This window comes from Burkholderia sp. AU33545 (assembly GCF_020419685.1).
Taxonomy (GTDB): domain Bacteria; phylum Pseudomonadota; class Gammaproteobacteria; order Burkholderiales; family Burkholderiaceae; genus Burkholderia; species Burkholderia diffusa.
The window spans coordinates 1,182,520-1,197,121 of record NZ_JAIZRQ010000001.1 but is presented as its reverse complement, the minus strand read 5'-3'; the positions used below and the strand labels follow the sequence as shown (position 1 = coordinate 1,197,121).

The 14,602-nt window shown below is 70.5% G+C and carries 13 protein-coding genes and 1 riboswitch; of the genes, 8 read left to right on the top strand and 5 right to left on the bottom strand.

The window, feature by feature from the left end; all coding sequences use genetic code 11:
• The first annotated feature begins 18 nt into the window (after positions 1–18).
• Positions 19–1,143 (top strand): porin, encoded by a 1,125-nt coding sequence (locus LGM71_RS05480; RefSeq protein ID WP_059606799.1) that lies wholly within the window; start codon positions 19–21, stop codon positions 1,141–1,143.
• A 215-nt stretch (positions 1,144–1,358) separates the two neighbouring features.
• On the top strand, positions 1,359–2,063 hold the full coding sequence (locus tag LGM71_RS05475; RefSeq protein ID WP_226114193.1) for a glutathione S-transferase N-terminal domain-containing protein: 705 nt from the start codon (positions 1,359–1,361) through the stop codon (positions 2,061–2,063).
• Between the two features lie 134 nt (positions 2,064–2,197).
• Here LGM71_RS05475 and LGM71_RS05470 read toward each other — a convergent pair whose 3' ends face one another.
• Positions 2,198–2,710, bottom strand: a complete 513-nt coding sequence (locus LGM71_RS05470) for a MarR family winged helix-turn-helix transcriptional regulator (protein ID WP_175816644.1) — start codon at positions 2,708–2,710, stop codon at positions 2,198–2,200.
• A 131-nt stretch (positions 2,711–2,841) separates the two neighbouring features.
• Here LGM71_RS05470 and LGM71_RS05465 point away from each other — a divergent pair, with 131 nt between their 5' ends.
• Positions 2,842–4,026, top strand: a complete 1,185-nt coding sequence (locus LGM71_RS05465; RefSeq protein WP_226114192.1) for an MFS transporter — start codon at positions 2,842–2,844, stop codon at positions 4,024–4,026.
• A 208-nt stretch (positions 4,027–4,234) separates the two neighbouring features.
• Here LGM71_RS05465 and cobM read toward each other — a convergent pair whose 3' ends face one another.
• From cobM to cbiE, 4 genes are read right to left on the bottom strand one after another with little or no spacing between them, the layout of a single operon-like run.
• Positions 4,235–4,963: a precorrin-4 C(11)-methyltransferase gene (cobM, locus tag LGM71_RS05460; RefSeq protein WP_226114191.1), complete on the bottom strand. Its 729-nt coding sequence runs from the start codon at positions 4,961–4,963 to the stop codon at positions 4,235–4,237.
• A gap of 43 nt (positions 4,964–5,006) precedes the next feature.
• Positions 5,007–5,738 (bottom strand): cobalt-precorrin-6A reductase, encoded by a 732-nt coding sequence (locus LGM71_RS05455; RefSeq protein WP_124902435.1) that lies wholly within the window; start codon positions 5,736–5,738, stop codon positions 5,007–5,009.
• Positions 5,735–6,823 (bottom strand): cobalt-precorrin-5B (C(1))-methyltransferase, encoded by a 1,089-nt coding sequence (locus tag LGM71_RS05450; protein ID WP_059606787.1) that lies wholly within the window; start codon positions 6,821–6,823, stop codon positions 5,735–5,737. The genes LGM71_RS05455 and LGM71_RS05450 overlap by 4 nt, the downstream gene beginning before the upstream one ends.
• On the bottom strand, positions 6,823–8,058 hold the full coding sequence (cbiE, locus tag LGM71_RS05445; RefSeq protein WP_226114253.1) for a precorrin-6y C5,15-methyltransferase (decarboxylating) subunit CbiE: 1,236 nt from the start codon (positions 8,056–8,058) through the stop codon (positions 6,823–6,825). Before cbiE ends, LGM71_RS05450 begins: the two co-directional genes overlap by 1 nt.
• A 204-nt stretch (positions 8,059–8,262) precedes the next feature.
• Positions 8,263–8,455, top strand: a riboswitch (cobalamin riboswitch).
• Positions 8,456–8,522: 67 nt separating this feature from the next.
• Between cbiE and cobG the strand changes: the two genes are divergently transcribed.
• From cobG to LGM71_RS05420, 5 genes are all read left to right on the top strand, one after another.
• The gene (cobG, locus tag LGM71_RS05440) at positions 8,523–9,923 is read left to right on the top strand and encodes a precorrin-3B synthase (RefSeq protein ID WP_226114190.1); all 1,401 of its coding nucleotides are present in this window, start codon (positions 8,523–8,525) and stop codon (positions 9,921–9,923) included.
• On the top strand, positions 9,916–10,542 hold the full coding sequence (locus tag LGM71_RS05435; protein ID WP_226114189.1) for a precorrin-8X methylmutase: 627 nt from the start codon (positions 9,916–9,918) through the stop codon (positions 10,540–10,542). Before cobG ends, LGM71_RS05435 begins: the two co-directional genes overlap by 8 nt.
• The gene (locus tag LGM71_RS05430) at positions 10,539–11,273 is read left to right on the top strand and encodes a precorrin-2 C(20)-methyltransferase (RefSeq protein WP_226114188.1); all 735 of its coding nucleotides are present in this window, start codon (positions 10,539–10,541) and stop codon (positions 11,271–11,273) included. Before LGM71_RS05435 ends, LGM71_RS05430 begins: the two co-directional genes overlap by 4 nt.
• Complete coding sequence (cobJ, locus tag LGM71_RS05425) at positions 11,270–12,985, top strand: precorrin-3B C(17)-methyltransferase (protein ID WP_226114187.1); 1,716 nt, start codon at positions 11,270–11,272, stop codon at positions 12,983–12,985. The genes LGM71_RS05430 and cobJ overlap by 4 nt, the downstream gene beginning before the upstream one ends.
• Before the next feature lie 252 nt (positions 12,986–13,237).
• The gene (locus LGM71_RS05420) at positions 13,238–14,593 is read left to right on the top strand and encodes a chitinase (RefSeq protein WP_226114186.1); all 1,356 of its coding nucleotides are present in this window, start codon (positions 13,238–13,240) and stop codon (positions 14,591–14,593) included.
• The last annotated feature ends 9 nt before the right edge of the window (positions 14,594–14,602 follow it).

The window sequence follows — 14,602 nt, the reverse complement described above, 5'->3', positions numbered from 1 at the left end:
ACGATCCTGGAGACTTCGATGAAGACGAAACTGGCCGCGCTCGCGGCGCTTGCCGGCTGTTCGGCGCTCGCGCATGCGCAATCCTCCGTCACGCTGTACGGCGTGGTCGACACGGGCCTGCTGTACCAGAGCACGTCGGCCGCGTCGTTCAGCCCGAATGCGCCGAACACCGGCAAGGTGTTCCGCATGAAGGACGGCGGCATCTATTCGAGCTTCTGGGGCATCAAGGGCAGCGAGGACCTGGGCGGCGGCTACAAGGTCAACTTCAAGCTGCAGGGTTCGTTCGACAGCGGCACCGGCAGGATGCAGCTGAGCGACACGCCGGGCGCCACCGCGATCTTCAACCAGGTTGCGTCGCTCGGCGTGTCGGGGCCGTTCGGCACATTCACGGCCGGCCGCCAGATCGTGCCGATGATCTACGCGATGGCCGACACCGACGTGCGCAACGCGCAGTTCTTCGGCAGCGTGCTGACCGCGTGGCTCGGCCTGAACACCGCGGCCGGCTGGCCCGGGACGAGCACCAACGGCGCGATCGGCGCACTGTACGACAGCAACGCGCTCGTCTATCAGTCGCCGACGTTCGCGGGCGCGTCGATCGCGCTCGAATACGCGCCCGGCGGCGTCGCCGGGCAGTTCCAGGGCGGCACGCGCGAGTCGGTCGTGCTGCGGTATTCGAACGACGGGCTCAATGCGTCGGCCGTGTACTACAACGGCCACGACACGAATCCGGCGCCGGGTGTCGCGCCGACCGGCGTCGACAACAACCGCTTCGTCTACGTCGGCGCGAGATACACGATCCGCGATTTCTCGGTGTCGGCGTCGTACGGCAACGGCCGGAATCCGTCGCATGCGGACAAGGTGAACCTCGACATGCTGTCGGCCGGCGTCGGCTATCGCTTCACGCCCGCGCTGCAGGTCGCCTCGGCCGTGTACTACCTGAAGGACCGCAACCGCGCCGAGAACCGGTCGACGGCCGTCGTGCTCACGGCCGACTACAGCCTGTCGAAGCGGACGATGGTGTATGCGCAGGTCGGCCACGTGAACAACCGCGGCACGATGGACCAGATGCTCGTGTACGGGCAGCCGGTCGCTCCTGGGGTCGGCACGACGGCCGCGATGCTCGGGCTGCGGCACAACTTCTGACGACGCAGCGACGCGATGCGCGTGCGGCGGCGCCCGGGCACGGCTCGCGGCCGCCGTCTGCAGCGATCGCGGGGATCGGCTACAGTGGGCATTTTCGGCGCGCCCCGCCCGCCTGTCGAAGTGCTCGTCCCGTTGCTGCCGCGGTGGCACGGGCGGTAAGCGATGCGCGGCAGGACGGCGGAGCGCGGATCCTCCACATTGACGAGCGAATCTCCATGCCCGATCTGTCCGCCTTCCCGATCACGAAGAAATGGCCTGCCCAGCATCCCGACCGTCTGCAGCTGTATTCGCTGCCGACGCCGAACGGCGTCAAGGTGTCGATCATGCTCGAGGAAACCGGCCTGCCGTACGAGCCGCACCTCGTGCGCTTCGACACCGACGACCAGCTGTCGCCCGAATTCCTGTCGCTGAACCCGAACAACAAGATCCCCGCGATCATCGATCCGAACGGCCCCGACGGCCGGCCGCTGCCGCTGTTCGAATCCGGCGCGATCCTGATCTATCTCGCGGACAAGACGGGCCAGTTGATCCCGAAGGATCCCGCGGGCCGGTACGAGACGATCCAGTGGGTGATGTTCCAGATGGGCGGCATCGGCCCGATGTTCGGGCAGGTGGGCTTCTTCCACAAGTTCGCGGGCCGCGATTACGAAGACAAGCGTCCGCGCGACCGCTACGTCGCCGAATCGAAGCGTCTGCTCGCCGTGCTCGACGCGCATCTCGCGAACCGCAAGTGGATGATGGGCGACACGTACACGATCGCCGACATCGCGATCTTCCCGTGGGTGCGTAACCTCGTCGGCTTCTACGAAGCGGGCGACCTGGTCGGCTTCGCCGAATTCAAGCATGTCGCGCGAGCGCTCGACGCGTTCATCGCGCGTCCGGCCGTCGCGCGCGGGCTCAACATCCCGGCACGCGGCTGAGCCGCGCAGCGGGCGCACCCTGCGGCCGCGCTCTGCGTGGCCCGCCGCATCGCGCGGCGGGCAATTCTTCCGCTTTCTTTCGGTGTTTTCGTTTTCCGCCCGCTGCGTTCATTCGACGTGACGATTCGGCGGCGCTATTTTTTGGCCGACGCCGACGCCCCTTCCCCCAATCCCGCCAGCAGCTTTTCCAGCAACGCCGAAAGTTGTGCCTGCTCGGCCTCCGACAGCGCGGCCAGCATCGCACGCTGATTGTCGACGTGCGCGGCCACCGCATCGTCGATCAGCGCGCGGCCGGCGTCGGTCAGCGCGACGAGCGTGCCGCGACCGTCGGCCGGGTTCGGCCGGCGCTCGACCCAACCGGCCTTCTGCAGCCGGTCGATGCGCGCGGTCATCCCGCCCGACGACATCATCAGCGCGTCGTACAGCGCGGTCGGCGTCAGCGCGAACGGCGCGCCGCTGCGCCGCAGCGTCGCCAGCACGTCGAATTCGCCCGGCTGCATCCCGTAGCGCGCGAACAACGGATTGAGGCCGTCGCGTGCGACCACCAGCGCGGCCTCCTGCAGCCGTCCCATCACGAGCATCGACGACGCATCCAGATCCGGACGCTCGATGCGCCATTGCGCGAGCGCATGCGCGGCTCGATCCATTAACCCTCCTCGGCTCACCAGTTATCTTGACGTCGAGATAAATCCGCATTTATCTTGATATCGAGATACTTTACATGAAAACGCGCGGCCCTCTGACGGAGGTGTCGTGCACCGATAATGAGGGCCACTCCATGAATCGCTTCACTTCCCCCGGATGGCGGCTTGCCGCGATCGTGCTGGTCGGACTGAACCTGCGGCCGGCGCTGGCCGCGATCGGTCCGCTGCTCGACATGATCCAGCGCGCGACCGGCATCGGCGACGGCGCGGCGAGCCTGCTGACCACGATCCCGATCCTGCTGATGGGGCTGGGCGCGCTGAGCGCGCGCCGGCTGCAGCGCGTGACGGGGATCACGGGCGGCGTCTGGCTGGGCGTCGCGCTGATCGGCTTCGCGTGCGCGTCGCGAATCGGCGCGCAGCACGCGTGGCTGCTGCTCGCGAGTGCATGCTGCGCGGGCCTCGGGATCGCGATGGTGCAGGCGTTGCTGCCGGGATTCGTGAAGGCGCATTTCGCGACGCGGATCGGCGGCGCGATGGGCGTCTATTCGACGTCGATCATGGGCGGTGCGGTGCTCGCGAGCGTCGTCGCGCCGTTGGCCGCGGCCCGCTGGGGCTGGCTGGTCGCGCTCGCGGGCTGGGCGCTGCCGGCCGCGGTCGCAGCGCTCGCGTGGCCGCTGGCCAGCCGTGGCGGCGACGCGTTGGTGTCCGGGCCGACGTCGGGGTCGATGGTGCAGGCGCGGCCGTCGCGCTCGCCGCGCGCGTGGCGGCTCGCGATGTTCTTCGGGATCGCGACGGGCGCCTATACGCTCGTGCTGGCATGGCTGCCGCCATACTACATGCGGCTCGGCTGGTCGCCGACCGCGGCCGGCAGCCTGCTCGGCGGCGTGACGCTCGCCGAAGTCGTCGCGGGGCTGGCGATCTCGGCGACGATCGACCGCCTGCCCGATCGCCGGCCCGCGCTGCACGCGGCGATCGCGTCGCTGCTCTCGGGGCTTCTGGTGATGCTGGCCGCGCCGGAGGCACTTGCGTTGCCGGCTGCGCTGCTGATGGGGGCCGGTATCGGCGCGCTGTTTCCGTTGTCGCTGATCGTCACGGTCGATCATGCGGCGACACCGGCCGATGCGGCGTCGTTGACGGGGTTCGTGCAGGGTGTCGGCTATCTGATCGCTGGGCTGTTTCCGTTCGCGGCGGGCATCGTGCGCCAGCATCTCGCGGATCTGTCGCCCGCGTGGCTCGCGATGGCTTGCCTGTGCGTCGTGCTGTTCGCGCTGGCGGCGGGGTTCGCGCCGCAGTTTGCGCGGCGTGTTGCGCGGGCTTAGCGCAGACTTGGCGCGGGTCGGACGCTGCGCGTGAAGGCGTTGACCCGGATCGTGGCCTCCGCGCGGTTGCCCGTTGTTGCTCAGTCACGCCGGATTGCATGGTTGACGCCGTTCGACCGAGGGCGTTGATCAGCGGGCCGGCTCGCGAGAAAAGCCGTCGTCGCGATGCCGCGAAATGCGAAGTGCCTTGCGTTCCGTGCGCGCGCAATCAACTGCCGCTCGCATACAGCGTCGAATCCGCAAACCCTTCCGCATCGAGCACGCGCCCGATCAGGATCAGCGCGGTGCGCTCGATCGGCGTGCCCTGCACCTTGCCGACGATGTCGGCCAGCGTGCCGGTCACGCGTTCCTCGTCGGGCCAGCTCGCACGGTAGATCACCGCGACCGGGCACGCGGGCCCGTAATGCGGCAGCACTTCGTCGACGATCCGCGCGAGATGCCGCACGCCGAGATGGATCGCGAGCGTCGCGCGATGCGCGGCGAGCGCGCCGAGCGCTTCGCCTTCCGGCATCGTCGTCTTGCCCGCGAAGCGCGTGAGGATCACCGTCTGCGCGACACCGGGCAGCGTCAGCTCGACGCCGAGCGTCGCCGCGCACGCGGCCGTGGCCGTCACGCCGGGCACGATTTCATACGGAATCCCGAGCGCTTTCAACCGGCGGATCTGTTCCCCGATCGCGCCGTACAGCGACGGATCGCCCGAATGCACGCGCGCGACGTCCAGGCCTTTCGCGTGCGCATCGGCGAGCAGCGCGACGATCGCATCGAGGTCGAGCTCGGCCGTATTGACGACCTGCTCCGCGCGATGGCCGTCGAGCACGGCCGGCGGCACGAGCGAGCCTGCGTAGAGAATCACCGGGCACGTGCGCACGAGACGCTGGCCCTTCACCGTGATCAGCTCCGGGTCGCCGGGGCCCGCGCCGATGAAATACACCGTCATCGAAAAATCTCCGTCAATTCATGGGGCAGCCGGTCGCGCGGCATCACGCGCGCGCGGCCGGGTCGAGCGCATCGAGCAGCGCGGCGGCCGAGTCGAACACGCGATCGGCGTCGGGCAGCGTCGGCCGGCGCAGCATCACGACCGGAAGCCTGCGTTCACGCGCGACGTCGAGCTTGGCCTCGGTCGCGGCGCCGCCGCTGTTCTTGCTGACGACGACGTCGATGCCCGCGAGCGCGAACAGCGCGCGCTCGCCGTCGAGCGTGAACGGCCCGCGCGCGGCGAGGACCTGCGCGCGCGCGTTGCCGGGATGCGCATCGAGGCAGCGCACCAGCCAGAACTGGTGCGGCGGAATCTCGTCGAGATGCGCGAGCGGTTCGCGGCCGAGCGTGAACAGCGGCCGCCGGAACGGCGCGAGCGCGGCCTCGATGCCGGCCCAGTCGTCGACCATCCTCCAGTCGTCGCCGGGTTGCGGCGCCCACGGCGCGCGTCGCAGCGCCCACAGCGGCACGCCCGCGTCGCGCGCAGCGGCCGCCGCATTCGCGCTGATTCGCGCGGCATACGGATGCGTCGCGTCGATCACGAGGCCGATGCCGGCGCCATGCAGGTACGCGGCGAGCCCAGCCGCTCCGCCGAAGCCGCCGACGCGCACTTCGCAGCGCAAGTCGTCGGGCACCTTGCCGAGGCCCGCGAGGCTGTAGACGTGCCGCGGACCGAGCGCGCGTGCGATCTTCAGCGCGTCGCCCGTGCCGCCGAGCAGCAGGATGCGCGCGCTCATCGTGCGGTCCCGACGAAGCGGCCCTGCCGGTCGATCGCGAACATCTCGACCGAGACCGACGGCGGCACGATGTCGCGCGCGACCCGCAGCGCATGCGCGCAGACGATGTCGCCGAGCGGCACGCCGTCGGCCTGCGCGAGCTTCAGCGCTTCCTGGCTGGTGTTCGCCGCGCGCATCGCGGCCTGCAGCGCTGCGTTCGCGCCCGCCTCGGCCGCCCACTGCGCAAGCAGTGGCAGGTCGATGCTCGAATGGCGGCTGTGCAGGTCGAGATGGCCTGCCGCAAGCTTGCTGAGCTTGCCGAACCCGCCGCACATCGACAGGCGGGCGACCGGCGCGCGGCGCAGGTGCTTGAGCACCGCGCCGGCGAAATCGCCCATTTCGATCAGCGCCATGTCGGGCAGGCCGTAGTGCGCGCGCATCGCATCCTCGCTCGCGTTGCCGGTGCACGCGGCGATGTGCGCGATCCCGTTCGCGCGCGCGACGTCGATGCCCTGGTGGATCGACGCGATGTACGCCGAGCACGAGAACGGCCGCACGATGCCGGTCGTGCCGAGGATCGACAATCCGCCGACGATGCCCAGACGCGGGTTCATCGTCTTCAGCGCGAGCGCCTCGCCGCCCTCGACGCCGATCGTCACGTCGAAGCCGCCTGCGTAGGCGAATTCGGCCGCGAGCGCGTCGAGGTGCGTGGTCATCATCTGGCGCGGCACGGGATTGATCGCCGGTTCGCCGACCGGCAGCGTGAGTCCGGCGCGCGTGACGGTGCCGACACCCGGCCCCGCGTGAAAGCGCACGCCGGGCACCGCCGCGAGCGCGACGCGCGCGAAGACCAGCGCACCGTGCGTGACGTCCGGATCGTCGCCGGCATCCTTGATCGTGCCGGCTTCCGCGCCGTCGGCAGTCGTCCTGCAGAACGCAAGCCGCATCATCACGTGCTGCCCCTTCGGCAGCACGATCTCGACGGCGTCGATCGCGCCCCCCGCGAGCAGCAGGCGCGCGGCCGCGAGCGACGTCGCGGTCGCGCAACTGCCGGTCGTATAGCCGAAGCGCAGCGGCGCCGGTTGTTCGGGGGTTTCGTCGCGCATCACGTGGGGTCCGCGAGGTCCGTTGCCGTGGAATCGGGTTTGCGCACGTCGTACAGCGTGACGGGCAACGGCTGCCGCCACGTGTCGAAGCGGCCGAGTGGTTCGGCGTGCGCGAGCGACACGCGCGTGAGCGTGCCGCCGTGAATATCGCGCCACGCGGCGAGCGCCAGTTCGCCCTGCAGCGTGACTGCGTTCGCGACGAGCCGGCCACCGGGCTTCAGCGCCGACCAGCACGCGGCGAGCACGCCGGGCGCGGTCGCGCCACCGCCGATGAAGATCGCGTCGGGCGTCGCAAGCCCGGCAAGCGCTGCGGGCGCGCGCCCCGCGACGAGTTGCAGGCCCGGCACGCCGAGCGCGTCGCGATTGTGTTCGATGAAGCGCTGCCGCTCCGCATGCGACTCGATCGCGATCGACTGGCACGACGGATGCGCGCGCATCCACTCGATGCCGATCGAGCCGCTACCCGCGCCGACGTCCCACAGCAGTTCGCCGGGTGCGGGCGCGAGGCGTCCGAGCGTCAGCGCGCGCATGTCGCGCTTGGTGAGCTGGCCGTCGTGGCGGTACGCGTCGTCGGGCAGGCCTGGCGTGAGTGCTCGGCGCGGCGCATCGGGGCCGGCCTGGCAGTCGAGCGCGACGAGATTGAGCGCGGCGGTTTCGTCGATGTTCCAGTCTTGCGCGAGACCGTCGATGCGCCGTTCGAGCGGCCCGCCGAGGTGTTCGAACACGCTGATGCGCGTCGGACCGAAGCCGCGCGCGGCGAGTTCGGCCGCGACCGTGGCCGGCGTGCGGCCGTCGGCGCTCAGCACGAACAGGCGCCGGCCCGGCAGCAGATGGCGCGCGAGCGTCGCGAGCGGCCGGCCGACGAGCGACACCGCGCCGACGTCCTGCAACGCCCAGCCGAGCCGCGCGGCCGCCAGCGACAGCGATGACGGTGCGGGCAGCACGCGCCATTCGTCGGGAGATAGTTTGCGCGCGAGTGTCGCGCCGACGCCGAACAGCATCGGGTCGCCGCTCGCCAGCACGCAGACGGGCGAACCGCGCCGCGCGAGCAGGCCCGACAGGTCGAACGGCGACGGCCACGCGACGCGGTCGGCCCGCAGCCGCGCGGGCAGCATGTCGAGGTGCCGCTTCGCGCCGACGACCTGCGTCGCTTCGAGCAGCGCGCGCCGCGCGCTACGCCCGAGCCCCGCGTAGCCGTCGTCGCCGATGCCCACTACCGTCAGCCACGCCGTCATGCACCCTTCCCCATCGTCCGGTTCCATCGAGTCGCCGCACGGCGGCCGTGATGGCGCCGGTGCAGCTGTCCGCATTGCGAAAGTCGGCATGGTACCGTGTTCCACCGCGCGTTTCATCTGCGGGGCCGCCGACGCCGGGCCGCATTTCGCTTCGGCCACGAAGCCCGCTCGGCGGTCACGAAGCGCCGGTGAAATCGGGTATCCTACGGCCGTTCGTTCGCCGGTGCCCTTCGGGGCCGAAGAGGGAACACAGGGCGCGCACCGCGCCGCTGTGGCTGCCCCCGCAACTGTAGACAGCGAGCCGATCTCCCCCCTCATGCCACTGGTTTCACCGGGAAGGCCGGGAGCCGGCGCCGACCTGTCAGCCAGGAGACCTGCCGGCATGAAAGTGCGTGCGTGCCAGTCGGCGTCGGGCGGGGTGTACCGATACGTTGGCCGCGGCCCGACACTACCCCGGTATCCCGTTGAGTTCCGCCCCCGATTCCATTTCTGCGTCGCCCGTCGTGCGCCCGTCGGCCTGCCCGGGGCTCGTGCGCGTCGTCGCGGCCGCCGACGGCGGGCTGTGCCGGATCAAGCTGCCGGGCGGCCGGCTCGACGCGCGGCAGGCGCGTGCGATCGCCGCCGCCGCGCGCGCCTGCGGCTCCGGCGCGATCGACGCGACCAATCGCGCGAATCTCCAGTTGCGCGGCATCCGCGATGGGGCGGCCGATACGCTGGCCGACGCATTGCTCGACGCGGGCCTGGGCCCGCGCGCGAGCGCCGCCGATGCCGCCGACGACCGGGCCGCGCTCGCCGCGCGCGACGACGTCCGCAACCTGATGCTCAGCCCGCTCGCGGGGCGCGATCCCGACGCACTGCTCGACAGCCGCGCGCTCGCGCTGCCGTTGCTCGACATGCTGACGCACGAGCCGCGCCGCGGCGAGGTGTCGCCGAAATTCTCGATCCAGCTCGATGGCGGCGAATCGGTCGCGGCGCTCGATCATCCGCACGACATCTGGCTCGCCGCGTGGCGTCGAGGCGACGGTGCGGTCCGCATCGCCGCGGGCCTGGCAGGCTGCCCGCCGGTCGCGCCCGGTGATCCGTCCGCTTCGTTCGACGTCGCGCCGGACCAGACCGTCGCGCTCGTTCGCGCACTGCTGCTCGCGTTCCTCGATCTCGCACCGGCCGACGTCACGCGGATGCGCGCTTTGCTCGCGACCGGCGGCGCATGCGCATTGCGCGCGCGCGCGCAGTCTTACGCGCCCTTCCCGCTCGAAGCCGATCCGGCACTGGCCGGCTGGCGGCGCAAGCAGGCGGACGCCGCGCTGCGTTTCGGTGCAAGGCCGTCGCGCGATGCGGATCGCTGCAGCGTCGGCGCGCAGTTCGTGCTCGGCCGGTTCGACGCAACACAACTGGACCAGCTTGCGGCACTCGCCGACGCGGAAGGCGACGGCACGCTGTCGATGACCCCGTGGCAGGGCGTGTTCGTGCACGGCGTGCCGCACGAACGCACGCCAGCCGTGCTCGACGCGCTCGCGTCGATCGGCCTCGTGTGCACGACGTCCGACCCGCTGGCGGCGCTGGTCGCCTGCACCGGCAGCGCGGGCTGCGCGAAGTCGCGCGCCGATACGAAACACGATGCGCTCGCGCTGGCCGCGCGCGTCGGCCATCCGGTCGACGTGCACCTGACCGGCTGCGAGCGCCACTGCGCGCTGCCGCATCCCGCGATGCATACCCTCGTCGCGGTCGCGCCCGGACGCTACGACCTTTACCGGCGCGACGCCGCCGCGGGCCTCGGCGCCCCGCTCGCGCGCCATCTGACGATTGACCAGGCCGCGGACCGACTGACGGGCGCGCGGCACAGCCAGGACACCACCGATGCTTGACTATATTCGCGACGGGCAGGAAATCTACCGCCAGTCGTTCGCGACGATCCGCGCCGAGGCCGACCTGTCGCAGATTCCGCCCGATCTCGAGAAGCTCGCAGTGCGCGTGATCCACGCGTGCGGGATGGTCGACGTGGCCTACGACCTGCGCTTCTCGGCCGGCGCCGGCACGGCGGGCCGCGCGGCGCTCACGGCCGGCGCGCCGATCCTGTGCGACGCGCGCATGGTCGCCGAAGGCATCACGCGCGCGCGGCTGCCGGCCGGCAATCGCGTGATCTGCACGCTCGGCGAATCGGAAGTCCCCGACCTTGCACGGCATCTCGGCAACACGCGCTCGGCCGCGGCGCTTGAACTGTGGCGCCCGCATCTGGCCGGCAGCGTCGTCGTGATCGGCAATGCGCCGACCGCGCTGTTCCACCTGCTCGACATGATCGACGCCGGTGCGCCGCGCCCCGCGTTGATCCTCGGCTTTCCGGTCGGCTTCATCGGCGCCGCCGAATCCAAGGCGGCACTCGACGCCGACAGTCGCGGCGTGCCGTACGTCGCGCTGCTCGGCCGCCGCGGCGGCAGCGCGATGGCCGCAGCCGCCGTCAACGCACTCGCGACGGAGGCAGAATGACGGCCCCGCGCGGACGCCTGTTCGGGGTCGGCGTCGGCCCCGGCGACCCCGAACTGATGACGATCAAGGCGCTGCGCGTGCTGCAGGCCGCGCCGGTGGTCGCGTATTTCGTCGCGAAGGGCAAGAAAGGCAATGCCTACGGGATCGTCGAGGCTCACCTGCTCGAAGCGCAGACGCAACTGCCGCTCGTCTATCCGGTGACGACCGAGGCGCTGCCGCCGCCGCTCTGCTACGAGGCCGTGATCGCCGATTTCTATGACACCGCCGCCGAGATCGTCGCGTCGCATCTCGACGCCGGGCGCGACGTCGCGGTGATCTGCGAAGGCGATCCGTTCTTCTACGGGTCGTACATGTACCTGCACGATCGCCTCGCGCCGCGCTACGACACCGAAGTGATCCCCGGCGTGTGCGCGATGCTCGGCGGCACGGCCGTGCTCGGCCAGCCGCTCGTCTATCGCAACCAGAGCCTGTCGGTGCTGTCAGGCGTGCTGCCGGCGGACGAATTGCGCGCGCGGCTCGCGCAGGCCGACGCAGCCGTCGTGATGAAGCTCGGCCGCAACTTCGACAAGGTGCGGCGCGTGCTCGACGAACTGGGGCTCGCGAAGCGCGCGCTGTACGTCGAGCGCGCGACGATGGCGGCGCAGCGCATCGTGCCGCTCGACGAAGTCGATCCGATGGCGTCACCGTACTTCTCGCTGCTCGTCGTGCCGGGGGAAAAATGGCAAGGATGACGACTCCGCCCGCAATCGTGATTCTCGGCGCGGGCGCACTCGATACCGCGCGGCGCATCCAGGCGCGTTATCCGGGCGCAGTCGTGCACGGGCTCGCGTCGCGCGTCGAGGCCGACGTGCCGTTCGACGAACTCGGCGCGCACCTGCGCGAGCTTTACGCGCGCGGCCTGCCGATCGTCGCGCTGTGCGCGGCCGGCATCGTGATCCGTTGCGTAGCGCCGGCGCTGGCCGACAAGGGCGTCGAGCCGCCGGTGCTCGCGGTCGCGGAAGACGGTTCGGCCGTCGTGCCGCTGCTCGGCGGGCTGACGGGCGTCAACGTGATCGCGCGAGAAATCGCCGAATGCCTCGGCGTCGCGCCCGCGATCACGACGAGCGGCGAGCTGCGCTTCGGCGCGTGCGTGCTCAACCCGCCCGACGGCTATGCGCTCGCCGATCTCCAGCAAGGCAAGCGTTTCGTGTCCGATTTGCTCGCGGGTGCGGCGACGCGCATCGACGGCGCGGCGCCCTGGCTCGACGACGTCGCGCTGCCGCGTGACGACGCGGCCGCGCATGCGATCCGCCTGACGCCCGATGCGTGGCGCGGCGCGCGCGACGAACTCGTGATCCATCCGCGCAGCGTGGTGGTCGGCATCGCGGCACGCGGCGTGCAGGCCGATGCGTCGCCATCGCTTGCCGGGCGCATCGACGCGCTGCTCGATACGCACGGACTCGCGCGGCTGGCGCTCGCCGCATTGGTCGCCCCGGCCTCGTTGCTCGGCGATGCGCGCGTCGAAGCGGCAGCACGTACGCTGGGCGTGCCGTTGCGCTTCGCCGATGTCGACGGCGACGAAGGCGCCGATGCTGCTGCCCTGCTGGGTTCGACGTTGCGCGTGGCGCACACGCTGCGCGCAACGTCCGACGGCCTCGCGTGCGCGGTCGCGACGCAACCCGTCGATCCCGCGACGCTCGGCCGTGCACGCGGCCGCCTGACGGTGCTCGGCCTCGGCCCGGGCGATGCGGCGTGGCTCACGCCCGCCGCGCGCACCGCGCTCGCGCAAGCCACCGACATCCTCGGCTATACGACCTACGTGACGATGGCCGGCCCGTTCCGCGCGGACCAGCGCGTCCACGGCACGGACAATCGCGAGGAAATGCAGCGCGCGCGCCATGCGTTCGAACTGGCGGCCGAAGGCCGGCGCGTCGCGGTCGTCTCGTCGGGTGACCCGGGTGTCTTCGCGATGGCCGCGGCCGTACTCGAAGCGCTCGACGAAGCACGCGACCCGCGATGGGCTGCGGTCGAACTGCGCGTCGAACCCGGCGTATCGGCATCCCTCGCGACCGCCGCGCAGGCTGGCGCGCCGCTCGGCCACGATTTCTGCGCGATCTCGCTGTCGGACAACCTGAAGCCGTGGGACGTGATCGAGACGCGCCTGCGGCACGCGGCGCAAGCAGATCTCGTGATGGCGTTCTACAACCCGATCTCGCGTGCACGGCCGTGGCAACTCGACCGTGCGCTCGATGCGGTGCGCGCGCATCGTGCGGCCGACACGGTCGTCGTGCTCGGCCGCGATATCGGCCGGCCCGGCGCGACGCTCACGACGACGACGCTCGGCGCGCTGCGCAGCGATCAGGTGGACATGCGCACGATGGTGATCGTCGGCTCGTCGACGACGCGGCGTTTCGCCATCGGCGACGGGCGTGAGTGGGTCTACACGCCGCGCTGGTATCGCTGAGCGTCGCTGCGAAACGCGCGGCCGACCATCCGGCCGGAACCAGGCGGAAAAATCGCCCGCTTCGCGTTTCGATATGCGATCGAATCGGCAAGATCGTTACGTATCGGGAATCGAATAACGAAAAGAACACCTAAGTATTCACGATTCGGCACGAATCCTCCAAGATGAGCACGCCACCGGCCGGGCATACCCGATCGCCCGCCCGGCGGCGATACGCGGGCCAGCGTATCCCTCTTCCACTTGGAGAACACAATGAACAACAACGTGTTGCCGCGATTCAACCCGCGCGCGCTCGCCGCGGGCTGCCTGCTCGCCATGGCGAGCGTGTCCCACGGCGCCGGCGTCTATGCGCCCTTCGTCGACGTGACGCTCTACCCGACGCCGCTCGTCGACCGGATCGGCGTCCAGCAAGGCATCCAGCAGTTCACGCTCGCGTTCGTGGTCGCGGGCAGCGGCTGCGCGCCATCCTGGGGCGGCGTGCAGCCGATCGGCAACGGCGCGAGCGGCGACCTGCTCGCGTCGCTGTCGGCGTCGATCGCGAGCTATCGCGCGAAAGGCGGCGAGATTGCCGTCTCGTTCGGCGGTGCAAACGGCACACCGCTGATGCAGGCATGCTCGAGCGTCCCCGCGCTGAAGACGGCCTATCAGACCGTGATCGACACCTACGGCCTCACGCATGTCGATTTCGACATCGAGGGCGCATCGCAGCAGGACAGCGCTGCCGTTGCCCGCAACTTCCAGGCCGTCGCGCAACTGCAGTCCGACTACGCGGCGAAAGGCAAGCCGCTGCACGTCACGCTGACGCTGCCGACGATGCCGACCGGGCTCACGCAGGATGGCGTGAAAGTGGTCGCCGCGGCAATCGCGAACAAGGTTGCGTTCGACGCGGTGAACCTGATGACGATGGACTACGGCCCCGCGAACATCGACATGGGCGCGGCCGCGATCAGCGCCGCGCAAGCGCTCTATACGCAGCTCGATACCGCGTTCAAGTCGGCGGGCCAGCCGAAAACGGGCGCGCAACTGTGGCAGATGGTGGGCGTCACGCCGATGATCGGGATGAACGACGTGCAGGGCGAAACCTTCACGCTCGCGAATGCGCAGAGCGTGTTGAATGCAGCGATCGGCAACGGCTACGGTTTCTTCGGCAACTGGTCGGTCGGCCGCGACCAGCCTTGCCCGAACGACGGCGCATATGTGGCGCCGACCTGCTCGGGTATCGCGCAGCAGCCGTACGCGTTCGCATCGATCTTCCGGAAACTCGACGGCAAGTGGGGCACGGGCGTCACGCAGGATCCGAACTACGGCGGCGGCTCGAATGGCGGAACGCCGCAACCCGGCGCGCCTTGGTCGGCCGGCCAGGTCTATACGGCAGGCGCGACGGTGACCTACCAGGGAACGACGTACCAGGCGCAATGGTGGACGCAGGGCGACGTGCCCGGCCAGGCAGCGGTATGGAAGCCGGTCGGCGGCGGCACGCCCGTTTGGTCGGCTACGACCGCGTACCAGGGCGGCACGTGCGTCACGTACCAGGGCGCGAAATACTGCGCGAAATGGTGGACGCAGGGCGACAACCCGAGCGCGGGCGGCGTGTGGGTGAAGTCATGACGCCGCGGC

Bases quoted from the DNA above. Each gene is read 5' to 3' on its own strand.
- LGM71_RS05475 (WP_226114193.1), top strand. From the start codon at position 1,359: ATGCCCGATCTGTCCGCCTTCCCGATCACGAAGAAATGGCCTGCCCAG.
- LGM71_RS05470 (WP_175816644.1), bottom strand. From the start codon at position 2,710: ATGGATCGAGCCGCGCATGCGCTCGCGCAATGGCGCATCGAGCGTCCG.
- LGM71_RS05455 (WP_124902435.1), bottom strand. From the start codon at position 5,738: ATGAGCGCGCGCATCCTGCTGCTCGGCGGCACGGGCGACGCGCTGAAG.
- LGM71_RS05420 (WP_226114186.1), top strand. From the start codon at position 13,238: ATGAACAACAACGTGTTGCCGCGATTCAACCCGCGCGCGCTCGCCGCG.
- LGM71_RS05450 (WP_059606787.1), bottom strand. From the start codon at position 6,823: ATGCGCGACGAAACCCCCGAACAACCGGCGCCGCTGCGCTTCGGCTAT.
- LGM71_RS05435 (WP_226114189.1), top strand. From the start codon at position 9,916: ATGCTTGACTATATTCGCGACGGGCAGGAAATCTACCGCCAGTCGTTC.
- cbiE (WP_226114253.1), bottom strand. From the start codon at position 8,058: ATGACGGCGTGGCTGACGGTAGTGGGCATCGGCGACGACGGCTACGCG.
- cobJ (WP_226114187.1), top strand. From the start codon at position 11,270: ATGACGACTCCGCCCGCAATCGTGATTCTCGGCGCGGGCGCACTCGAT.
- cobM (WP_226114191.1), bottom strand. From the start codon at position 4,963: ATGACGGTGTATTTCATCGGCGCGGGCCCCGGCGACCCGGAGCTGATC.
- LGM71_RS05465 (WP_226114192.1), top strand. From the start codon at position 2,842: ATGAATCGCTTCACTTCCCCCGGATGGCGGCTTGCCGCGATCGTGCTG.
- LGM71_RS05480 (WP_059606799.1), top strand. From the start codon at position 19: ATGAAGACGAAACTGGCCGCGCTCGCGGCGCTTGCCGGCTGTTCGGCG.
- LGM71_RS05430 (WP_226114188.1), top strand. From the start codon at position 10,539: ATGACGGCCCCGCGCGGACGCCTGTTCGGGGTCGGCGTCGGCCCCGGC.